Source organism: Pseudomonas sp. GW823-FHT06B06, from assembly GCF_058795195.1.
Genome location: NZ_JBXAHO010000009.1, coordinates 62,909 through 84,638 on the forward strand (window position 1 = coordinate 62,909; position 21,730 = coordinate 84,638).

Consider the following 21,730-nt stretch of genomic DNA (forward strand, 5'->3'; position numbering starts at 1 on the left):
CCACTCAACAGTTACGGTTTTACCGCGGGACCTGCGCCAGTGTGAGGGGCGACAGATGGCCCCTTCGGCGGAACAGTGAAACTCACTGTCGTATGGGTGAGGATCCTGTGCGTCGGGTCGGCTACTTCAAGCAGAACCTTGTGGGCGCCGGGGGTCAGTCCGACCAGGATGATCGGATCTTCACTGGTGTGCGCCCATGTACCTTTCCAGTCGTCGACAGTCACGTGAAGGTGGCCCAGTCGTGGGGATACATCGGCGGCCGCCTTACCGAATACCGGCATGATCCTGGCGTGCTCTGTTCGATACTGGATGATGACGACCCCGCGGGCGAGCGGCTCGGCGAGCGGCGGATAGGCAATGAGCCTTGGCGTCGTCTCGGATTCCAATGGCAATATTGCCGGTGGGTGATCGGTGTCGGCCGCCCCTTGACCGAACGCTGCCGTGCAAGACAACACACTCCAGGCAATGGCCAACAGATTTGCGGAAGCCATGGTGGATTTCTCCTAAAGACCGACTTTGCGCTTGAGTTCGGCTTCGTTCCAAAGGCCGCTGAGCGGGCCGCCCGGCAACCCTTCATTGGCTCGCGCCAGCGGGAAAATAACCGGTAAAAAACCGGCGTCGCGCACCAACCGGGCACCCATGTCCCGGGCCTGGGCGTCGTCGGCGAATACTGCAATCGCCTTGTCTTTGCCCGACTGGTCTTTCATCGATGCATAGCCTATGGCGTTGAACGCACGCACCAGGTGTATTCCGGGCAGATATTGCTGGTCCGCCGAGGCGACACCCATCTCCAGCGCCTTGCGCCCGACCTCTGCGTCACGGCCGCCGAACGGGTTGCTGGTGCTCAACACTACCTTGCCGTCCAGCTTGCCCTGGACCTTTTCGGACAGCTCTGGCATCGCGCCATAGGGAACACTCAACACGATCACATCGCCCCATGTGGCGGCATCGCTCACCGAGCCCGCCTGAGCGTTTGGGCCAGCGCTATTGACCAGATCCGTCAGCTCCTCGGGGTGGCGCGAGGAAAACATGACCGAGTGCCCGGCCTTTACCCAGAGCGTACCCAGCGTACCGCCAACGTTACCGGAACCGATGACGCCGATCTTCAGGGGGTCCGCCATAGCCTGGCTGACGCACATGACCATGCCGGCGAACATCAAAAAGAAAATTCTGGACATACGCTGTGCTCCTGCGATGGAAAGCAGTCTCCTCTCCACACGGAAAGCGCCTGCAACACCAAGTTGAAGACTAGCTGATTATTGTTATTGCTGATCCTCGAGAGCGCTGGGTAAAACGCTTACCGACCTGCAGTACAAAAAAAATCCCGGAAACAGACGTCTCCGGGATTTTTTTGTAGAAGCCTGGCCGCTAGAAAGTCGCTTGCCTGGCAGTTTCTGCTCAGTGGGATTTTTTTGGCGCGCCGGCTTTACTCAGTCCCTTCGAGTTGTGATCGCCCGGCGTCGATTCCGAAATGGCCCTGGCCTTGTCCAAGCCGCGCGTATCTTTGGAGTGTGCGATGCCTGAAGTCGTGGTGCCGTGCCCCTTGTCACTATTACGATCACTGCCGTAATGATTGCCACTGATGCCGTGGTCGCGAACGGCCTTGCCCGCATGATCACTGCTCAACCCCTTGCCGTGGCCGTTACTGCCGGAATGACCCGAACCACTGTGGCCGGCACCGTTACCGCCGCCATTACCACCGCCATGGCCACCGCCGTTTCCGCCACCATTTCCGCCGCCGTGGCCACCACCACCACCACCACCACCACCACCACCACCACCACCACCACCACCACCACCACCACCGCCACCTTCTTTCGCATAGGCGGCGTTCATGATGGACAGGTCAGCAGGGAGTAACGGGGCGGCTGCAAGCATCAGGGCGCATGACATTACAGCAACGAGACTCTTGTTTTTTAAAAGCATGATTGCTTCCGTGAGGGTTGATTACGCGTATTTTATGACGCGTAAACCCCCTGACAGTTCAAGTCCCGCGACGGACGGAGGCGCCAGCAAGAATCAATCGAAAGCGCCGTTAAGCACTTCATAGATCAGACCGGTAGCGATCGCCACCAGTATCAAGTCGGTGCCCGCCTGCTGCCATTCATACCCGTCATAATGCGGCAGCCTGCCGATCAGCCGGCCATCGAGCTTCTTGGCAATCCCCGGCGGAAGCGGTTTACCGCGGGCGAGGTTCTTTTGAATGCCGGGTGGTAACGCAGGTCCAGGGGCCCAGTAGTCCCGATACCCGTCCACAATGCCAAGAACGCTTCCCCGATTGATGCTTGGGCCATTATCCCAATCACCGCCGCCTGAATGCTTTCCCTTGTTGCCCTGGTTGCCCTGGTTGCCATGCTCCTGGCTGTCTTGCGAATTGCCCTTTGCGTTTCCTTGCCCCTTGCCATTCCCAGGATCGGCCAATGCCAGCGTCGAGGCACAAACCAATGCAACACAGGCAATAGCGGCAACAAACGAGCGATATCTGAACATATCCGTTCTCTCAGAAAGGAAGTACCCCTGGAATGTATACGCTTCGCGGCGAAGCCATGCCAAATTTTAAACAAACGGTTGTGACACGGCCCACAACCCTGGCGCATGCTTAAGCGGTGATCGACCAGCAACAAAGCAACACGTCCTGCCGTACCGGAGTACCCCATGACCACAACCATCGAGGTGCCGCGCATCCAGCGCTTTGCTGCAAACACTGCGGGTCGGGATTTCGCGGCAGGTGACATTCACGGGCACTTCAGCCGATTGCAAGCCGCGCTGGAAGCGGCTGGTTTCGATCCTGTTGTCGACCGCCTGTTCAGCGTCGGAGACCTGATTGATCGTGGACCTGAATGCCGGGACGCACTGGACTGGCTGGCCAAGCCATGGTTTCACCCCGTGCGCGGCAACCATGACGACTTCGTGGTTCACTTCGATACGTGTGACGTCTTTAGCTGGATCTGCAATGGCGGCTCATGGTTCACCGGTTTATCGCCACCTGAGCAGCAAGCGTTCGCGCTGCAGTTCGCCGAACTACCGATTGCTATCGAGATAGAGACGCCTGGCGGATTGGTCGGGATTATTCACGCCGATTGCCCAGTGTCCTCATGGGACCAACTTCGCGCCGAACTGCAATCGCCTGAAAGTGACAAGCAACTGCGAGCCGTACTGCTGCGCTGCATGTGGTCACGAACCCGGATTCAGGCGGGCGATACCCGCGGCGTCCATGGACTTCGCGCCCTGGTGGTTGGCCATACGCCACTCAGGCAGCCTGCGGTGCTGGGCAATGTGTACCACGTCGACACCGCGGGCTGGCTGGACGGTTATTTCACACTGCTGGATCTCACCACCTTGCAGTGCATCCCGCCAATCGATCCGGAACCCGGTTTCGACCAGGCCTGACGCGCCGTTCGTCCAAAGCCCGGCACTCACGATGCGCCGCTGTCTCTCATGTAAAAGCACGGGCATCCCGCGCCTCAGAACGGAGAGCCAGCATGGACATTGACGAAAATGCAGTTGGCAACATGTCACAGCAGGACGTAACGCGAACAACGGACAACGAAACCGGCCACGATCCCCGCAAAGATCAGCCGCAGGTGCCGCTGCCGCCGAACGATGAAGCGCCTGTCGATGACGATATGACAGATGTGGCGGCCAATAACTCGGTGTCGAGCGAGCATCCGCAAGCAGGCACAAGCGCTCAGGACGAAAATGACCAAGAGGCTCGCGGCTTACCCGCGAGTGACCCTGAATCAGGTGCCTGAATCTGTCAGGTTCATTCCAGTTGCCCGCTCAGTGCGGGCTTTCTTTTTTCTCGAATTTACCTGCCATGATCAGTCGTCTTCTTGATCTATCTGATCTAGATAATCAAGGTCATCATCCTCTTCGTCTTCATCTTCTTCATCGTCAAGAATGCCTTGAGCGTCTTGTTCAACCCATGCTTCTTCATCGTGGAATTCATGATCGAGCAGATGGTCGTGCTCGGGTTCTGGAATATCAATCTCATCGCTCATCTACATTTCCTGCATTGGCTGAACTGCGCATAGGGTACTGTAACTGCAGCGGCGCTTGTAACGGCGCGTTCGATGATCGCCAACCATTGCTCACTTGTATTTGTCAGGTTGATTGCGCACTGTTACTCCATCACTTCAGAAATGTTGAGCATGTCAAAGAAGCAGCAGACAAACACCCCTCCAGCATCCGCTGCGGACATTGAACGATCTATCCAGGCCCTGAACAAAATGGCTGAACGACTATGGGGAGATGGCCGGGAAGCTGAGGCAAAAGCCCTTCTCAATGCCCTGGACGCCTTAAACCGGGCGCTTGACCGGATCAGGATTGGAGAGAGTCGAAAGACGCTCCATTGAGAGAATGCCGGGCTTCACGTGATGGGCACACTCCCGTCACGCCTTCGTAACACTTGGCAAGCACACTGCAGTCAGCCAAAGGGATTTGGCCACGTGATTGGAAAGCCCGACCCAGTGTCGGGCTTTTTCTTCTGCGGTGAGATGATCGTTCCCACGCTTTGCGTGGGAACGCATCCTGTGACGCTCCGCGTCACCGTTGCGCATGGCTCATGTCATGCGTCGTCAGCGGAACGCGGATCGTCCCCGGCGGCATTCCCACGCCGAGCGTGGGAACGATCAGATCCCGGACAGACCTGCAATCAGGTCGACTGTCAGGCCGCCTCGCTCTGGCTTTTGATTTTCTCCTATTTGATTTCGCCATTGCGCTCCCACTAATTGCCGGTATTGCCAGTGTTCAGTTTCACGTTGTCGCCGCTCACATAGCGGGTTTCAGGGCACCCGCTTACTTGAAACAATATTCATAGAGGCACGTCTCGAACCCATACTTGAGGTCGAACTTGCCATCGAGCACGTTGTTTTCCTTCGCATACTGGTCCCACGCGACCAACATTTCCTTCATTTTTGCCGGCTCGGCCTGGGACAGGTCGCGGCTTTCGGTAGGGTCGGCCTTGAGGTTGTACAGCTGCCAGTTGGCGGTGCCGTAGGGTGGGTTGACCAGGGTGATTTTCCAATCGCCCTTGCGCAGCGCCTTGCGGCCGAACAATTCCCAGCCAATCTGACGTTCGGCCATCGCTTGCCCTTCCAGCAACGGGCGCATGCTCTTGCCACTGATGGTTTGCACCGGACGGCCGTGGAATGTTTTGCCCAGTGCCGGTACGCCGGCGAGGTCCAGCAAGGTCGGCATCAGGTCCATCACATGGACCATGTCTTTATTGACGGTGCCTTGCAGGCGGGCCTTTTTCAGCATTTTCGCGCTGATGATCGCCGGCGCACGAATTCCGCCCTCGTTGGTGAAGCCCTTGAACAGTGGGTACGGAGTGGAACTGACCTGGGCCCACTGAGCACCATAGTCGGCATACGAGCCTTTGTGACCGAGATTCTTCAGGCTGTTATCGAACTCGCTGGCGAACCACTCCTTGTTGCCTGGCAGGTCAAGCGGGCTGTTGCCGTCGGCACCGTTGTCGGAGATAAACACAATGAAGGTGTTATCCAGCTTGCCGGTTTTCTCCAGGTACTGGAGCAGTCGACCGATGTGATAGTCCATGTTGGACACCATCGCCGCATAGATCTCCATGTTGCGCGCCTCACGCTTTCGCTGCTCATCGCTCAACTGGCTCCAGTTTGGAAGACTCTTGGCCATGGGTGTGTTGGGCGTCGTATCCGCCGCGACGATACCCAGCTGTTTCTGGCGCTCCAGGCGTGCCTGGCGGATCGGTTCATAGCCTGCGTCGTATCGGCCCTTGTATTTATCCAGCCAGTCATCCGGAGCATGCAGCGGCCAATGCGGGGCGGTATACGACAAGACGGCCATGAACGGCTTGTTGCTGGCTTTGTCGGCTTCGATGTAGTCAATCAGCCGATTGGTGTAGAACTCACTGGAATAGAACCCCTTGGGCACTTCCACCTGTTTGCCGTCTTCGCGATAAATCGCTTTCGGGTCTTTCGCGATGATGGCGTGCTGGTCATCGAAATGACTGGAGCCGCCTTGTACCAGTATGAAGGAGCGGTCAAAACCACGTGCCTTCGGGCTGGTTTCTTCGGTGCGACCCAGGTGCCACTTACCGGTGGTATAAGTGTTGTAGCCCGCGTCCTGAAGCACTTGTCCGACCGTGACCATGCGTTCGTTCAAGTAACCTTCGTAACCAGGCCTGCCTTGCTGGAACGGCTGAAGCAGCTCGCCCATGTTGCCCAGGCCAGCCACGTGGCTGTCGGTACCGGAGAGCATCATCGCCCGAGTCGGCGAACAGGTGGGGGCCGTATGGAAGTTGCCCAGGCGCACACCGTCCCGGGCAAGCGAGTCGAGGCTCGGGGTGCTGATTTCACCGCCGAAACTGCCCAGGTCGCTGTAACCCAGGTCATCGGCGACAATTATCAGGAAGTTCGGGCGCTCGTCTGCGGCCATGGCTGCGGGGCTGCAAACGGCAACCATCAGGGCAAGCGTCAGATGGGTCATCCAGCTCATACGCGCGGTTCCTCAGTTGTTATTATTGGCTGAGCCACCAGTATGCCGAGAGCCCGACGCCGGCCGCTAACGCGGTTGCGCAAGCGCTTATCCAGCCGCGTCGTTATTTGCCCCGACAGCTGGGGAACCGGTCAGCCATCGTTCATCATCCCTGCCTTGGCGGGGGCACGGGACACCCGCTGTCGAGCCTGTTGTCCATGTACCGCAACAACGACACCGTTGATACAGCACTCATTAACCAGACGGGGCAACCCGGACAAACAAGAATAAAGGTTACGCTGATGAATACACCCTCTATCAGCGGCCCGCCTCCTTCAAGGAGCGAGGCTTGCCCTGCCAGGAACATTCCGTTTGCAGCGGAGCCGTTACTGCGCTCGCGCAATATCGAAGATGCCGAGGCGCTGCTCAACAACCATCTTGAAGAACGTCGGATCAGCCTCGGAAGACGAGGAACCCTGGACATTGCTTTCACCTTGCAGTCCTTGCCGCAGATGAAGTTGTTCGGGGCGCAATGGGGCGGTGAAGTCCGCGTGAGCTCTAGCCCCTTGAACAGCTGGCATGGGATTTTACCCTTGCAAGGTACCATCAGCAGTCGTCCCGACGGCCTGCAAGCCAATGGCGGAGAGCTTCTGGTATTCAGCCCTGGGCATGAGGTGGATGTCATCTGGCATGAGGGGGCCAAGGCAATCGTCATTGCCCTGGATGCTGCATTACTGCTCGATCACCTGGAGCGCCACCATCAGACCCACGAGCTGCGGCTCCCGACCCGGACACTGTTGTTCGATAGCAACCATCGCGCCCTGCAGAGCCTTGGCAGCTTGCTGCGCCTGGTGGACAGCGAAACCGGCAACACCTCGGGGTTGCTGGCCAACCCAACCAGCCAGTCTCATGTGCAGCACCTGTTTTGCGAGAACCTGCTGCAACTGATCCCCAGCTTGCATACGGAGCCACAACGTCGCCTGTTGCCGGGCACCGTGAAACGGGTGGTCGATTTTATTCATGCCCATCTCGACCAACCGCTGGACATCACACAGCTGGTAGCCATCAGCGGTACCAGCCGACGCAGCCTGGAACAGGCGTTTCGCAATGGCCTGGGGACCAGCCCGCAACGCTATATCCAGAGTTGCCGGCTGCAGGCGATACGCAAAATACTGCTAAGCCACCAACCTGGAGACCTGCAGTTATCGGCGCTGGCGTTTCACTGGGGTTTTGCGCAACCCAGCCACTTCACCGCGGCCTACAAGCAGGCCTTTGGTGAGTTGCCATCGCAAACACTGGCCAGGCCGGCTTGAGGTTTTACGTCGACTGCGTCCATACGTAGTCATGGCGGCCAGGTCGCTCCAGGCAGAGCGACCGTCACCATGACCTACCAGAATTTCCAGGTATAGGTGGTCATCACTCGGTTTTCATCATAGTCATTGCCATGCTTGAACTGGGCGTTGATGTTCCGCCATTCCATGCCCACATTCTTCAAGGGCCCACTCTGGATCACATACGCCAAAAACAGATCGCGCTCGCTTTCAGCGCTGTCGCTGAGGTCACCACCGCGATCGATGCCCGTGCCGCGCAGGTAACGGGTGGTCAAGGTCAAGCCGGGCACGCCCATGGCCGCGAAATCATAGTCGTATCGCGCCTGCCAGGAACTCTCGTTGGGTTTGATGAAGGCCACGGCCGACCAGTTCACCAGATAAGGTTGCGGCGCGAAGCCATTCAGGGTCGGGAACGTGCTGTCACCCAACATGCGTTGATAACCCACGCCAACACCGTGCCCACCCTTCCTCAAGGTAATCATGGCGCCATAGGAGTGGTTGTCGATTTCGCCGTACAGGGCCTGACCCGCTTCCTTGTTGTTGAAGTAGCGCAAATCGGTCTTCAGGCGATAGCCGCCACCCAGGTCCGAGTTGAGCGTCAGGCCCAGGTAATGCTGCCGGTAAATGTCCTCCAACTGCCCGTAAAAGTAGCTGGCCGAAAGGTTGGGACCGAAGGCGTAGGTGGCACCGGCAAAGTCCAGTCCGTCGCTGGTGTAGCGCGGCCCGCCAGGTTTGGTGAACAGGTACATCTTTTCCCTGTTGGAGGATTCACGGCTGCTGATCTCGGTGAATCGCCCGCCAGTCAGGGTCAGGTTGTCTATCTCGTTGGACTTGACCAGTACGCCATGGAAGGTCGTCACCAACTGCCGTGAGTCGTCCTGGAAGGCCACCGGCAACGTCGGCCGATGTTCACCGACTTTCAGCTCGGTCTTCGAGAAGCGAACTTTGCCGGTCAGTGCCGCCCGGCCGTAATCCTTGGCCTGCTCCCGGCTGCTTTGGCTATAGGGCAAGACACTGTCCGGGCCACGACCGCCGCCACCGTCAAGGCGATAGGCGTATTGCGCGGCCGCATCGAGACCGAACGCCAGCGGCCCCTGGGTGTAACCGGAGGTAAAGCGCAGGTCAAAGCCCTGGCTCCAACTGCCATCGCGCGAGGTTCTCGGGTTGTCGCCCTTGAAGTCGCGGTCGACATAAAAGTTGCGCAATCCCAGGTTCATCTGGCTGTCTTCGACAAAGTCAGCTTGCGCAGCCAACGGCATCATCACGCCGATCAGCCCCATGGCCTTCAGGTTTTTTGCAGCAGAGTAAGCGGACCGCGGCACAGCCGCGTGCATAGGATTCATGGACACCTCTACACATTTTTATTGTTGTTGTAGAGGTTCAGTATCCGCAGTCAGCCCACAGGCCGTTATCGTCTGCGCGTGACGACTAGCTGCGCAGCGCAGGTATTGCAGGCGTTCTACTCGATAGCTTCGTAGGGCAGCCCGACGTAGTTTTCGGCAATGTTGACCAACCCTGCGTGGGAGTTGAAGAAATACTCGCGGTCGGCCTGCTGCATCTTCTGGTCCCACGCGTCCTTGTGCTCGCCGAAGTCGTGCAACAGGTTGGTCATGAACCAGCTGAAACGCTCGCCCTTCCAGACACGGCGCAGTGCCACTTCGGAGTATTTTTCCAGCAGGTCGGTACGCCCCTCCCGATACACCTTGACCAGGATGCGATACAGGTAGCACACGTCCGAGGCGGCCAGGTTCAAGCCCTTGGCACCGGTTGGCGGCACGATGTGGGCAGCGTCGCCGAGCAGGAACAACTTGCCGTACTGCATCGGCTCGACCACGTAGCTGCGCAGCGGCGCGATGCTCTTCTCCAGCGAAGGGCCGGTCACCAGCTTGTCCGCCACCTCGTGTGGCAGACGTGCCTTGAGTTCACCCCAGAAACGCTCATCGGACCATTCTTCGACCTTGTCGGTTAGCGGCACTTGCAGGTAGTAACGGCTGCGGGTCAGCGAGCGTTGACTGCACAACACGAAACCCCGGTCGTGGTGGGCGTAGATCAACTCGTGGTTGACCGGTGGCGTGTCGGATAGAAGTCCCAGCCAGCCGAAAGGATATACGCGCTCGTAGTGGGTAAGCACTTCGTCAGGAATGCTCTTGCGGGCGACCCCGTGGAAGCCGTCACACCCGGCGATGTAATCGCAGTCGATTCGGTGGGTTTGGCCATCTTTCTCGTAGGTGACGTAGGGGCTGTCGCCCTTCATGTCGTGGGGCTGCACGTTTTCGACCGAATAGATGATCGGGGCACCCAGGGCGCTGCGGGCCTCCATCAGATCGCGCGTGACTTCGGTCTGCCCATAGACCATGACAGTCTTGCCACCGGTCAGTGTCTTGAGATCGACATGAATACGCTTGCCGGCCACCAGCAACTCGACGCCCTCGTGGACCAGGCCTTCGGCATCCATGCGTTCGGATACACCTGCTTCGCGCAGCAGGTCGACGGTGCCTTGCTCCAGCACCCCGGCACGAATTCGGCTGAGGACGTAGTCCGGTGTCTGGCGTTCGACGATGACGTTGTCGATGCCGGCGTTATGCAGTAATTGGCCGAGCAGGAGTCCGGAAGGACCAGCGCCGATAATAGCAACCTGAGTTTTCATTATTTTAATCTCTGATATGCGATTTCCAACCGTTTGCAGATGGCGGCCGGATTATTTTGTTTTATTTACCTCCTGCATTTTTACTGATGAAACTTGCAATAAAAGGTGATTTTTCAGGGTAAAATTGCACTTTTACAAATTTGGTTCGATTATCGAACGACCACACACACTGTACGTTTCCGTCCTCAAGGGTGCCGAACACGATGAAAAAAAGTGTCAATAACATCCCGGTGTTCAAGCTGTATGGTGAAAACAAGGCGTGGTCCACCCCGGACTTGCTGCACTGTGAATCCATACCCAAACGCAGCAGCCTGCACCATTGGGAGATCAAGCCGCACCGTCATGCCGACCTGTTCCAGTTGCTCTATGTGCAACGCGGCCAGGCAGTGGTCGAGATCGAGGGCAAGCGTAGTGACGTGTTGGAAGCGGCCATCCAGGTCATTCCGCCGCTGACCGTGCATGGTTTTCAGTTCTCGGAAAAAATCGAGGGTTATGTGCTCACCCTCGGCGCGCCACTGGTGGCCAAACTGGAGTCGCAATTGGGCGCGCCGTTGACCGTCCTGGCGTCTTGCGGGTGCTACCCGGTTGGGCGCGATCGTCGCTATATCAACACTCTGTTTGCCGCCCTGCTGGAGGAATACGAAAGCAGCGCACCGGCGCGCGACGTGCTGATGCACTCATTGGTCAGTGTGCTGATGGTCTGGACCAGCCGCCACAGTCAACTCAGCACGCCGCCAAGCAATCGTGGCGAACGCGACCAGCACTTGCTCAGCCGCTTCATCAAGTTGGTAGAGCAGCACTACCGCGAGCATCTGTCGGTGGAGGTGTTCGCCCAGCGCATCGGTCTCTCCAGCGTGCACCTGAACACCCTGTGCCGCGAACTGGCCGGGCAAACCGCGCTGCAGATCATTCACCAGCGCCTGCTGCTGGAAGCCAAGCGTAATCTGACTTACACCAACATGAGCATCAATCAGTTGTCCGACAGCCTGGGCTTCAGTGACCCGACCTATTTTTCACGCTTCTTTCGCCGTCTCGCTGGCCAGACACCGAATGCCTTCCGCCACGGCGTCGAGCAAAGCGGCGCGTGAACCGTCACGAACTTTGCGCACTCAGTCGAATTTTCTTAACAAGAAGCGTCACAGGTCGCTGCAACCATTAGCAGGGATAATCCATCTTATTGATTTAAAAGGAATAACAATAAAATCCAAGCTGGCACAATAGTTGAGTAGGACAACCTTGCGCAGGCAACAACTGCGGTCCACCACTCATAACAATAAGGTTGTCCTCCCATGCATCACAGACTCCCCCGCTGCACGCCCCTTTCGCTCAGCGCAGCCCTGTTGTTGGCCGGCAGCGCCTCACTGGCCGAGGCTACCGAAGGCGGTGTGTCGTCCTGGCCATTGGGCATTGAAATCTACGGCATGGGTATCCTGCCGCCGCCTGGCACCTACGGTCAGGTTTTCGTCGGCGACTACCTGGCCGATACCCTTCGCGACAACGCGGGCGACAAGGTGGCCGACATCGACCTGCGCGTCACCACCATTGTGCCTCGGTTCATCTGGGTCACCGAACAGCAGGTCTTGGGTGGCAGCCTGGGTTTCCACGCTTTGCTACCGCTCAATGACATGCGGCTGAACATCAAGAACGGCCCGCACGACCACAAGCGCGGCATCGGCGACGCTCACCTCGGCCCGGTGGTCGGGTTCCACCACAGTGACAAGTTCCACACCGCAGTGGGTATCGACTTCGTTCTGCCCACCGCCAGCGAATATGACAAGAACGACCTGATTAACCTCGGCACCAACTATTACACCGCACAAGCGGTGTATGCCATGACCTACATGGACCCCAAGGGTTTCAACGCCGATGTACGCCTGATGTACGATTACAACTTCGAAAATCAGGACACCCACTATCAGTCCGGCCGCGAACTGCACGCCGACTATACCCTTGGCTGGGGTTTGGGCAATGGCTGGGTCCTCGGCGTCGGTGGCCACGCTTACAAGCAGGTGAGCGATGACCAGTGCAGCGCTTCCAACTGCGCCGCCGCAGCCCAGGTCGATGCCGCCGATGGCAACCGTGGCAGCTCCTTCTCCATCGGCCCGGCGGTGCAATACGCCAGCCGGGACGGCTGGTTCCTCAGCGCCAAATGGCAAGATGAATCCGGTGTTCGCAACCGTACCGATGGCCAGGCCTATTGGCTGAAGTTCACTGTCCCGCTCTGAGCCCTGTCGCCAACAAAAATGCCCCGTGAGCATCGAGCCTCGGGGCATTGGGTTCAACCCGGCGCTAGCTTCCCTTGAGGCGATAGCTGACCTGGGCGCGACTCATGCCAAGCATCTGCGCCGCCGCCGTGATGTTGCCACCGGAGCGTTCCATGGCCAGGCGCACCAGGTGCAATTCGATTTCTGCCAGGGGTGTATTGAGCACCCGTTGGCTCCCGGAAACGAAGGCCTGCAGGCCTTCCAATACCGGCTCGCGAAGTGCGTCTGTGGTACCGCCCTCTTCGATGGGTGACCCTGCCTTGCCGGCCCCCTCATCACGGCGCTCGCCAGCCGACAAGCGCCCCTCTGGCGTCAGGCCGATGGCCATTGCCATCAACGGCGCGCCAATCTCGGCCAGATGCACGATATCAATGACCTCGCCATCACCGGCGGATATCACGCCACGCTCGATCAGGTTCTGCAGTTCACGAATATTGCCGGGAAACCGATAAGTCAGCAGTGCGTTGACCAGTCTGGTGCTGAAGCCCGCCAGCCGACGTCCGTGACGCTGGCTGAAATGACGCAGGAAGTAGCTCATCAGCAGCGGGATATCTTCGCGGCGCTCGCGCAACGGTGGCAGATGAATAGGGAACACATTCAGTCGGTAAAACAAGTCTTCACGAAAACGTCCCGCCTCAACCTCGCGACGCAGATCCAGGTTAGTCGCGGCGATGACCCGTACATCCACCCGGATCGGCGCCGTGCCACCGACGCGCTCGATTTCACCTTCCTGCAAGGCACGCAAAATCTTGCTCTGCGCACTGAAGCTCAACGTCGCTATTTCGTCGAGGAACAGCGTCCCGCCATGGGCCCGTTCGAAACGACCGGGACGCGAACGCTCAGCACCGGTAAAGGCACCACGCTCGACCCCGAACAGTTCGGCCTCCACCAGGTTTTCCGGCAAGGTCGCGCAGTTGAGCGCCACCAGCGGCTTGTGCTGCCTCGAACTGGATTGGTACAGCGAGCGGGCGAACAACTCTTTGCCGACCCCTGATTCCCCGGTCAACAACACCGTCGCCTGAGTCGGTGCGACCCTTTGCAGCAACTGAGTGGCAACCACGAACGCCGCCGAAATGCCCACCAGCGGTTTGCCATCGGCCGGCTCCTCCAGCTCGGCAATGGTGGTCTCGGTCCCCGAGGCGTAGGTGCTGCGACTGAGGAAGTCGCTCGGGTCCAGATAGGCCAGGTCGGCATCGATGTCGTCCCACTGATCGGCCGGTTTGCCAACGATACGGCAGGCCGGGTGACCCATCGAGCGGCACTCCTGCTCGCGAAAGACGACCAGCCGGCCGAGCAACGACGAGGCGTACCCGCTGGCATAACCGATCTCCATCCAGCAGGCCGGTTCGCCGCCCAGGCCATAGGCTGCAATGTGCTCGTCGTCTTCGAGTGAGTTGTGCCAAAGGAACTCGGAATAGAAGTGTCCAATGCCAGAGTCGATTTCGAAACGCACCACCTCGACATTGACCATGCCTTCGAGCATGTGCAGCCGTGGTCCGGCGCTGTACAGGCTGGTGTCATCACCCTCCGGCCATTGCTCGCTGACCTGGGCAGCGTCACGCGCGCCGGCTTGCCAGCCGATCCGCGTAAGCAGGCCACGTGCCTTGTCGAACCCCAGCGCATCGATCAGCTCGCGGCGGATGGCCCCGAACGCAGAACCTTGCAGCAGCATCATGCGCTGGCCACACAACCACACGCTGCCATCTTGAGGAGCGAAGGCCACCGTTTCCGCCAACTGCTCAGCAGTGGGAAAGCCGCTGCTGCCAAACTGGCTGGCGCGGTCGACGATCAGGCGCTTCTGCCGGCCAAGCATCTGCTTGAGAAAATCCTCACCGGCAGAGCGACCAGTCTTGGTGTGCGTAGTACGAGTCATGGGCAGTCAACAAGAGGCAGGTAGGTAACCTGTGAGTATGCCCAGCCCTCCAGCGGGGTCAATCCGCTTGCGATCGACTCCACTGCTCCTTGTCGTCCGCCTGCTCGATAACCGCACAGTTTCTGATGACGCTCACCTGGCGTCGAGCTTTCAACAGCGTGCGATTTTCTCTGCATAAATTTGCGCACAACTGCCTTCCAGTCCGCGCCACAGGCAGGATTCAGCGCGACCACGGTACAACTTAACTTATTGTTTATTAAGGAAATATACCTATTAAACAGACATGGCACGATAAATGTTAACAGGCACCTCTGCACATAAATAAAAAAAGAGGTGACCTCGTCATGACCACTACCCCTTTCGTTCGCCCTGCCTACCAGAACCTTGAATTGCAGCCACTCGCCGGACAATGGCGCGCCGGCAGCGCCGGTCGAACGTTGGACGTGTTCGACCCTTTCACTCAGACACGCTTGCTGCAGATCACCCAGGCCAATCGCGAAGACCTCGATGCCGCCTACCGCAAGGCGCGCGTCACCCAGCTCGATTGGGCCACCAAAGGGCCGGCCGAACGGGGCCAGGTGCTGCTCAACGCGGTGAAAATCTTCGACGAGCGTCGTGAAGAAATCATCGATTGGATCATCCGCGAGTCCGGCAGTACGCGCATCAAGGCGCAGATCGAATGGGGCGCCGCGCGCGCTATCACCCTGGAGTCAGCCAGCCTGCCCAGCCGCGTGCATGGGCGCATTCTTGCCTCCAACATCCCTGGCAAGGAAAGCCGCGTCTACCGCACCCCCCTGGGCGTGATCGGTGTGATCAGCCCGTGGAATTTCCCCTTGCACCTGACCGCACGCTCCCTCGCACCGGCCCTGGCGCTGGGCAACGCCGTAGTGGTCAAGCCGGCCAGTGACACCCCCGTCACCGGCGGCCTGTTGCTGGCGCGCATCTTCGAGGAAGCCGGCTTGCCATCTGGCGTGCTCAGTGTCGTCGTCGGTTCCGGCGCGGAAATCGGCGATGCCTTCGTCGAGCACCCGGTCCCGGCGTTCATCTCCTTCACCGGATCGACCCAGGTCGGCCGCAACATCGGCCGCATCGCCAGCGGCGGTGAGCATCTGAAGCACGTTGCCCTGGAACTGGGTGGAAACAGTCCGTTCGTGGTCCTGGCCGATGCCGACGTCGAACAGGCCGTCAGTGCCGCCGTGGTGGGCAAATTCCTCCACCAGGGGCAAATCTGCATGGCGATCAACCGCATCATCGTCGAACAGCCGCTGCTGGAAACCTTCACCCGGCGATTCGTCGAGCGAGTCAAGGCGCTGCCCTACGGCGACCCGAACAAAGCTGAAACGGTGATAGGCCCGGTGATCAACAGCAAGCAACTGGCGGGCCTGCAAGAGAAGATCGCCACGGCCCAAGCCGAAGGCGCCACGCTGCTGGTTGGCGGTGAAGCCCACGGCAACGTCCTGCCGCCGCACGTGTTCGGCAACGTCACCGCCGACATGGACATCGCCCATGAAGAAATCTTTGGCCCTCTGGTCGGCATTCAGTCTGCCCGTGACGCCGAGCATGCCCTGGAACTGGCCAACAGCAGCGAATACGGACTCTCCAGCGCCGTATTCACCTCCAGCCTGGAGCGCGGCGTGCAGTTCGCCCGACGCATCCACGCCGGTATGACCCACGTCAACGACATCCCGGTCAATGACGAACCCAACGCGCCGTTCGGCGGTGAGAAGAACTCCGGGCTCGGTCGCTTCAACGGCGATTGGGCGATCGACGAGTTCACCACTGACCACTGGATCACCTTGCAACATGCGCCAAGGGCGTATCCGTTCTGAGCTGCATGACGCCTCCCATGAACCCACCTGCCAATAAGAAAATGGAGTACGAAATGTCTTCACTCCTCAACAGCTCAGCTGTGAAACGGACCCTGTCTGCCTGCCTTGCCCTGCCCTTGATCGTGCTGGCTGGGAACGCCGCCGCCGATGGCGACGGCGTCTGGAAAGGCGGGGAAAACGTCTATGCCAAGGTGTGCGGCCACTGCCACGAAAAACAGGTCGGCCCGCAAATCACCGGCCGCCAGCTGCCAGCGCAGTACATCACTGCAATTGTGCGCAATGGATTTCGTGCCATGCCGGCCTTCCCTGCCTCGTTCATCGACGATAACTCGCTGCAACAGGTCGCCGAGTACATTTCCAAAACGCCTGCCCCGGCGGCCAAGCCTTGAGGAGCCTGCCATGAACGTCGAACGTCGCACGGTACTGAAGGGCTTGGCATTGAGCAGCCTGGCCGGCATAGCCGTGACCAGCTCCGGCCTGAGCATGGCCGGTAGTGTTCTGGGCGCTCAAGCCCAGCCTGTCTTGCCGACCCTGGTCTTGGTCAACAATGAGGTGACCGAGTCGGTCTTCCTCCAGGGCGTCAACGCCAGCCCGGGGGGCAAGCAGGTCAAGGTACAGCGTACCGACCTCAGCCTGGACTTCATCCTGGGTTTTGAAAAACGCCTGCGCAGCGGCCAGCCGCAACGCATCATCGGCCTGGTCGACGATGCCAGCGCCGCATTGATCGTCGACCTGGCACGCAGCGCTGGCGCGCGCGTGCAGTGGCTCGGCCAGCACCGCGCCACGCCCCACGCTTCACAGCACCGTCTGCTCAGCGCCGAAGCCGCCAGCGGCTGCGCCCCCCAACTGGGCCTGAGCCTGAACGCCTGTGGCAGCGGCTTCAGCCTGACCGAACAGCGTATGCACAGCCTGCAAGCGCCGTTGCAAGCGTCTGCCACCGCCCGCAACAGAGACAGCTCAGACCAATGGGCCGCCACGCTGGGCTACACCCTTGCAGCCCTTGGCACCACCAGCGACCGGCAGGCACCACTGATTGCCCGCCGACCCGTGCCGCTTACCGGCAATTTCGTTTCGTTTTCGATCGAGGCTTGAAGGAGCTAATCAAATGACTGAGCAAAACAACAAGACCCTGCTCCCGCGCGGCGTCGACAGCGCAAACTTCGAGCAAGCCATCGCCAAGTTCCGCAAACTGCTGGGCGATGACAACGTCCTGGTCAAAGACGATCAACTGATCCCCTACGCCAAGATCATGATGGCCGTGGACAATGCCGAGCACACGCCATCTGCCGCCGTCACCGCCACCACCGTCGAACAGGTGCAGGGCGTGGTGAAGATCTGCAACGAACACAAGATCCCGGTGTGGACCATCTCCACCGGTCGCAACTTCGGTTACGGCTCGGCAGCACCAGGCCAGCGCGGACAGATCATTCTCGACCTGAAGAAGATGAACAAAATCCTCCACGTCGACCCTGAACTGTGTACCGCCCTGGTCGAGCCGGGCGTGACCTATCAGCAGCTCTACGACTACATCCAAGAACACAACCTGCCTTTGATGCTGTCGTTCTCCGCGCCGTCGGCCATCGCCGGTCCCTTGGGCAACACCATGGATCGCGGCGTGGGTTACACACCCTACGGCGAACACTTCCTGATGCAGTGCGGCATGGAGGTTGTGCTGGCCAACGGCGATGTGTACCGCACCGGCATGGGCGGCGTAAAAGGCGACAACGCCTGGCAGGTATTCAAGTGGGGCTATGGCCCGACCCTGGATGGCATGTTCACCCAGGCCAACTACGGCATCTGCACGAAGATGGGCTTCTGGCTGATGCCAAAACCTCCGGTATTCAAACCGTTCGAGATCAAGTTCGAGAACGAATCGGACATCGCCGAGATCGTCGAATTCATCCGCCCGCTGCGCATTGCCCAAGTCATTCCCAATTCGGTAGTGATCGCTGGCGTACTCTGGGAAGCCTCCACCTGCAACACCCGCCGTTCCGACTACACCAGCGAGCCGGGCGCGACCCCCGACGCGATCCTCAAGCAAATCCAGAAAGACAAGAACCTCGGCGCCTGGAACGTCTACGCCGCGCTGTATGGCACCAAGGAGCAGGTCGACGTCAACTGGAACATCGTCACCGGCGCCCTCAAGCAACTGGGCAAAGGCCGGATCGTCACCCAGGAAGAAGCGGGTGATACCCAGCCGTTCAAGTACCGCGCTCAGTTGATGTCAGGCGTGCCTAACCTGCAGGAATTCGGCCTGTACAACTGGCGTGGTGGCGGCGGCTCGATGTGGTTCGCACCGGTGAGCCAGGCCCGGGGCAGCGAGTGCGACAAACAACAGGCCCTGGCCAAGAAGACCCTCAACAAACACGGCCTGGACTACGTCGGCGAGTTCATCGTCGGCTGGCGCGACATGCACCACGTCATCGACGTTTTATATGACCGCACCAACCCTGAAGAGACACAGCGCGCGAACGCCTGCTTCGCCGAGTTGCTGGATGTGTTCGAGAAGGAAGGCTACGCCGTCTACCGCGTCAACACCGCTTTCCAGAAGCGGGTGGCGCAGAGCTACGGCCCGGTCAAACGCAAGCTTGAACATGCCATCAAGCGGGCGCTGGACCCGAACAACATCCTGGCACCGGGCAAGTCGGGCATCGACCTCGCCAACTCATTCTGATTGTGCTTGAGGCTCCGCCAGGACTGTCCTGGCGGGGCTTTTTATCGACAGGGAACACAATGACCTACACACAATTTCTGGTGGCCGCCGCGCTGGTGCTGGCCGCCCCTCTGACACTGGCCCAAGGCGACGTCGCTCAGGGCCAAGCCCTGTTCAAGACTCAGTGCGGCTTCTGCCACAGCCCCGAAGCGGGCAAGAACCTGATGGGGCCGAGCCTGCACGGCGTATTCGATCGCACCAGTGCCCAGGCTCCAGCCTTTACCTATTCCGCCGCCCTGCAAGGCGCCAGCCTGAAGTGGGACGACGCCAATCTGGACAAGTGGCTGACCAGTCCTGCCAGCCTGGTGCCGGGCAATGTGATGATGTTTGCGGGGCAGGCCGACAGGCAGAGTCGTCAGGATCTTATTGCTTATTTGAAGAGTTTGAGGTGAGTAAATCAAGCGTCGGGTCATACATCTGGGCATTGCGCCCATCCCCGTGTTGGCGTTGTTGGGGAGCCTTCACAAGTGACCTGAGTTTGATTTGGATCAAACTCTCCATTGCTTTGCCAGCTAGACTGAAAATCAACACGACGTAATAAGTCGAGGTTGTACTTCATGTACTGGTTCCATCGTCACCGCCGCAGCCTATTGCACCTTACCCTCGCGGTATGGGTGCTGGCTGTGGCCGTGATGGCAATCCAGGGGTGTCTGGTACAGCCGATTCACAATTTGGCCACCCCACACACTATCGAGCAGTATGTGGTGGATGGTCATGCGCTCCACGCCAATGGTTGTCTTCAAAACTGTGAAGACACTGCCACGGCGATAAAACCTTCATTGCAGACGCCAGCAGCGGATCCTGTCCACTGGGCCGCCCTGTTACTGCTAACAGCGGCAGTCCTGATATTGGTGCTTGATCCTGAGCAAAAATCCTCTCTGGCCACCCTTGTACTAAAACGTCCCGCGCCACCAAAAAGCCCGGTACGGCTGACATTCGTCCGTTTCAACGATTAGCCCCCCCTACCTCAGAGTGGCAGAGCACAGGTTGCTCTGCCCTGCTGCGGCGCTTTTTCGCGACCAAGCCATTCTACTTATCCCTCACAATCTCAGGAGTTCATCATGCAAGTGCATTCTAAATGGGTTCTGGCTGCCGTCCTGGCTAGCAGTGCATTCATGGTCTCTGCCGAGGATGCCCATCACCCGGCCGACTCAACCGTGAGCACTGCTCCGGCATCGACGGCCGTGAACAATGCCATGACCGAGCAAATGCAAAAAATGCAGGCTGCACATGACAAAGCGGCAGCGGCTGAAACGCCAGCTGAGCGCCAGGCCGCCTTGCAAGAAGGCATGAAAGCGATGAAGGACAGCATGTCCATGATGAGCAAGGAACACAGTGCAATGGGTTGCATGGGCATGTCTGGTGCGAAGGACGGCGCAGGCAAAGGGATGATGGACATGATGATGCAGATGATGGACCAACAGTCGTCCATGATGGAAATGCCAATGAAAAAGTAAATGTGCGGTAGAGCCGCGGAATGTTCTGGGCCATGGGCGCTTTACAGTTCCTTGCAGCCAATTGAGCTAACAACTCAGGTACAGAGCGCCTTACCCTGCTTGTAACTAGCAGCCTGCCCACTTGTGCAACTGTTTATGCCCCACGACCAAGGTGATCATCAGCAAAGGCACGAACGGTAAACACACCAGGCAAGTGAGGAGTACCAACCATGAGCCATACTGAATCGGCCTACGGTCTCTGGTCGCTGGTCATTATCAACTCATTAGTGTTTATCTTGTTCGCCTTCAGCTTCACCCGGCCCAAGACGCGCCGCGATTGGCGCTCCTTTGGCGTGTTCTCGGCGTTCCTGGTGGCACTGTTTACCGAAATGTACGGTTTCCCGCTGACTATCTACCTGTTGATGCCCTGGCTCGCTCGTAACTTCCCTGGCATCGACTTCCTCTCGCACGACGCTGGGCATCTGCTCGAAACACTGATGGGCTGGAAGGTCAATCCGCATTGGGGGCCATTCCACATTTTCAGCAACCTGCTGATCGCTGGCGGCTTCTGGTTATTGGCAGCCGCCTGGCGTGTGCTCTACGAGGCCCAAGGTACTGGACAGCTAGCGGTCGACGGGCCCTATGCGCGGATCCGTCACCCGCAGTACGTCGGTTTCGTGCTGATCATGTTTGGCTTTTTGTTGCAATGGCCCACGTTGATCACCTTGGTAATGTTCCCAATTCTCCTACTGGTCTACATCAAGCTGGCGAAGCGGGAAGAACAGGAGATGCTTGCACAATTCGGCGATGCCTACCGCACTTACCGCGAACGGACACAGGCATTCCTGCCTTGGTCAGCCCGCCGCAGTCCCTCCCCTACTGGCGCCCCTCCGAACTCAGGAAAACAGCCATGAACGCCCCCTGGAAAACCGGCATTTCCTTGGCCCTGACCATGGCCATTTCCTACAGCATCTGTGCGCTGCTCTATGCGCTATGGCCGGTGCAGGGAATCGCCTTTCTCAACGCCTTGTTCCATGGACTCGACTTCGGTCGCCTGCAAGCTCCGCAAGACTACGGTGTGGCGACTTTCGTCGTGCCGCTGCTGGTCTTGAGTGTATGGGGAGCGATGGTCGGCACCTTGTTTGCGTGGTTGTCCGCCAAGCTCCATGGCAGGCCTTGAT

At 59.0% G+C, this 21,730-nt stretch carries 24 protein-coding genes and 1 pseudogene; 16 read left to right on the top strand and 9 right to left on the bottom strand.

The window, feature by feature from the left end; genetic code table 11:
• Nucleotides 1-11: 11 nt before the first annotated feature.
• The 4 genes from AC1Q8Q_RS10370 to AC1Q8Q_RS10385 form a co-directional block, all read right to left on the bottom strand.
• Complete coding sequence (locus AC1Q8Q_RS10370; RefSeq protein WP_033039422.1) at nt 12-491, bottom strand: DUF6130 family protein; 480 nt, start codon at nt 489-491, stop codon at nt 12-14.
• A 12-nt stretch (nt 492-503) separates the two neighbouring features.
• Nucleotides 504-1,178 (bottom strand): NADPH-dependent F420 reductase, encoded by a 675-nt coding sequence (locus AC1Q8Q_RS10375; protein WP_020800219.1) that lies wholly within the window; start codon nt 1,176-1,178, stop codon nt 504-506.
• A 220-nt stretch (nt 1,179-1,398) separates the two neighbouring features.
• A complete protein-coding gene (locus AC1Q8Q_RS10380; RefSeq protein ID WP_168757823.1) occupies nt 1,399-1,926 on the bottom strand; it encodes a hypothetical protein in 528 nt (175 codons plus the stop codon).
• Nucleotides 1,927-2,019: 93 nt separating this feature from the next.
• Nucleotides 2,020-2,490: an anti-virulence regulator CigR family protein gene (locus AC1Q8Q_RS10385; RefSeq protein WP_020800222.1), complete on the bottom strand. Its 471-nt coding sequence runs from the start codon at nt 2,488-2,490 to the stop codon at nt 2,020-2,022.
• Nucleotides 2,491-2,655: 165 nt separating this feature from the next.
• Between AC1Q8Q_RS10385 and AC1Q8Q_RS10390 the strand changes: the two genes are divergently transcribed.
• Both AC1Q8Q_RS10390 and AC1Q8Q_RS10395 read left to right on the top strand, forming a co-directional pair.
• Complete coding sequence (locus AC1Q8Q_RS10390) at nt 2,656-3,390, top strand: metallophosphoesterase (RefSeq protein WP_033044640.1); 735 nt, start codon at nt 2,656-2,658, stop codon at nt 3,388-3,390.
• Between the two features lie 92 nt (nt 3,391-3,482).
• A complete protein-coding gene (locus AC1Q8Q_RS10395; RefSeq protein ID WP_033044639.1) occupies nt 3,483-3,752 on the top strand; it encodes a hypothetical protein in 270 nt (89 codons plus the stop codon).
• Nucleotides 3,753-3,821: 69 nt separating this feature from the next.
• On the opposite strand, the gene AC1Q8Q_RS10400 is transcribed toward AC1Q8Q_RS10395, so the two are convergent.
• Nucleotides 3,822-4,001 carry a hypothetical protein gene (locus AC1Q8Q_RS10400; protein ID WP_020800225.1) on the bottom strand — a complete coding sequence of 60 codons (180 nt, stop codon included), beginning with the start codon at nt 3,999-4,001 and terminating at the stop codon, nt 3,822-3,824.
• 150 nt (nt 4,002-4,151) lie between these two features.
• Here AC1Q8Q_RS10400 and AC1Q8Q_RS10405 point away from each other — a divergent pair, with 150 nt between their 5' ends.
• Nucleotides 4,152-4,355 (top strand): hypothetical protein, encoded by a 204-nt coding sequence (locus AC1Q8Q_RS10405; RefSeq protein ID WP_042955784.1) that lies wholly within the window; start codon nt 4,152-4,154, stop codon nt 4,353-4,355.
• Nucleotides 4,356-4,797: 442 nt separating this feature from the next.
• Here the strand turns inward: AC1Q8Q_RS10405 and AC1Q8Q_RS10410 are convergent, their stop codons facing one another.
• Nucleotides 4,798-6,477 (bottom strand): arylsulfatase, encoded by a 1,680-nt coding sequence (locus AC1Q8Q_RS10410; RefSeq protein WP_492615025.1) that lies wholly within the window; start codon nt 6,475-6,477, stop codon nt 4,798-4,800.
• Nucleotides 6,478-6,758: 281 nt separating this feature from the next.
• Here AC1Q8Q_RS10410 and AC1Q8Q_RS10415 point away from each other — a divergent pair, with 281 nt between their 5' ends.
• Nucleotides 6,759-7,769: a helix-turn-helix transcriptional regulator gene (locus AC1Q8Q_RS10415; RefSeq protein ID WP_240963542.1), complete on the top strand. Its 1,011-nt coding sequence runs from the start codon at nt 6,759-6,761 to the stop codon at nt 7,767-7,769.
• Between the two features lie 74 nt (nt 7,770-7,843).
• Here AC1Q8Q_RS10415 and AC1Q8Q_RS10420 read toward each other — a convergent pair whose 3' ends face one another.
• Nucleotides 7,844-9,121, bottom strand: coding sequence for an OprD family porin (locus AC1Q8Q_RS10420; RefSeq protein ID WP_151144049.1), 1,278 nt, complete (start codon nt 9,119-9,121; stop codon nt 7,844-7,846).
• Between the two features lie 125 nt (nt 9,122-9,246).
• Entirely contained in the window at nt 9,247-10,434 is a 1,188-nt protein-coding gene (gene pobA / locus AC1Q8Q_RS10425; protein WP_020800229.1) for a 4-hydroxybenzoate 3-monooxygenase, read from the bottom strand.
• 203 nt (nt 10,435-10,637) lie between these two features.
• Here pobA and AC1Q8Q_RS10430 point away from each other — a divergent pair, with 203 nt between their 5' ends.
• Both AC1Q8Q_RS10430 and AC1Q8Q_RS10435 read left to right on the top strand, forming a co-directional pair.
• Entirely contained in the window at nt 10,638-11,522 is an 885-nt protein-coding gene (locus AC1Q8Q_RS10430; RefSeq protein WP_020800230.1) for a helix-turn-helix domain-containing protein, read from the top strand.
• A gap of 201 nt (nt 11,523-11,723) precedes the next feature.
• Complete coding sequence (locus AC1Q8Q_RS10435; RefSeq protein ID WP_168757819.1) at nt 11,724-12,659, top strand: SphA family protein; 936 nt, start codon at nt 11,724-11,726, stop codon at nt 12,657-12,659.
• A 64-nt stretch (nt 12,660-12,723) separates the two neighbouring features.
• On the opposite strand, the gene AC1Q8Q_RS10440 is transcribed toward AC1Q8Q_RS10435, so the two are convergent.
• A complete protein-coding gene (locus AC1Q8Q_RS10440) occupies nt 12,724-14,571 on the bottom strand; it encodes a sigma 54-interacting transcriptional regulator (protein WP_492615026.1) in 1,848 nt (615 codons plus the stop codon).
• A 344-nt stretch (nt 14,572-14,915) separates the two neighbouring features.
• On the opposite strand from AC1Q8Q_RS10440, the gene pchA reads away from it, so the two are divergent.
• The 10 genes and pseudogenes from pchA (at nt 14,916) to AC1Q8Q_RS10490 (ending at nt 21,729) form a co-directional block, all read left to right on the top strand.
• Nucleotides 14,916-16,400 (top strand): 4-hydroxybenzaldehyde dehydrogenase, encoded by a 1,485-nt coding sequence (pchA, locus tag AC1Q8Q_RS10445; RefSeq protein ID WP_083348766.1) that lies wholly within the window; start codon nt 14,916-14,918, stop codon nt 16,398-16,400.
• A 53-nt stretch (nt 16,401-16,453) separates the two neighbouring features.
• Nucleotides 16,454-16,789 (top strand): c-type cytochrome, encoded by a 336-nt coding sequence (locus AC1Q8Q_RS10450; protein ID WP_020800235.1) that lies wholly within the window; start codon nt 16,454-16,456, stop codon nt 16,787-16,789.
• Nucleotides 16,790-16,799: 10 nt separating this feature from the next.
• Nucleotides 16,800-17,492, top strand: coding sequence for a hypothetical protein (locus tag AC1Q8Q_RS10455; protein ID WP_492615027.1), 693 nt, complete (start codon nt 16,800-16,802; stop codon nt 17,490-17,492).
• Nucleotides 17,493-17,505: 13 nt separating this feature from the next.
• On the top strand, nt 17,506-19,074 hold the full coding sequence (locus AC1Q8Q_RS10460; RefSeq protein WP_492615028.1) for an FAD-binding oxidoreductase: 1,569 nt from the start codon (nt 17,506-17,508) through the stop codon (nt 19,072-19,074).
• 59 nt (nt 19,075-19,133) lie between these two features.
• The gene (locus AC1Q8Q_RS10465; protein WP_020800238.1) at nt 19,134-19,505 is read left to right on the top strand and encodes a c-type cytochrome; all 372 of its coding nucleotides are present in this window, start codon (nt 19,134-19,136) and stop codon (nt 19,503-19,505) included.
• Nucleotides 19,506-19,670: 165 nt separating this feature from the next.
• A complete protein-coding gene (locus AC1Q8Q_RS10470; protein ID WP_492615029.1) occupies nt 19,671-20,069 on the top strand; it encodes a hypothetical protein in 399 nt (132 codons plus the stop codon).
• A 105-nt stretch (nt 20,070-20,174) separates the two neighbouring features.
• Nucleotides 20,175-20,570 (top strand): hypothetical protein, encoded by a 396-nt coding sequence (locus AC1Q8Q_RS10475; RefSeq protein WP_020800240.1) that lies wholly within the window; start codon nt 20,175-20,177, stop codon nt 20,568-20,570.
• Nucleotides 20,571-20,681: 111 nt separating this feature from the next.
• Nucleotides 20,682-20,750, top strand: a pseudogene (locus AC1Q8Q_RS10480) (DUF2933 domain-containing protein); the annotation flags it as partial.
• 29 nt (nt 20,751-20,779) lie between these two features.
• Nucleotides 20,780-21,463 (top strand): methyltransferase family protein, encoded by a 684-nt coding sequence (locus AC1Q8Q_RS10485; protein WP_492615030.1) that lies wholly within the window; start codon nt 20,780-20,782, stop codon nt 21,461-21,463.
• The gene (locus tag AC1Q8Q_RS10490; protein ID WP_492615031.1) at nt 21,460-21,729 is read left to right on the top strand and encodes a DUF5676 family membrane protein; all 270 of its coding nucleotides are present in this window, start codon (nt 21,460-21,462) and stop codon (nt 21,727-21,729) included. Before AC1Q8Q_RS10485 ends, AC1Q8Q_RS10490 begins: the two co-directional genes overlap by 4 nt.
• Nucleotide 21,730: the final 1 nt, after the last annotated feature.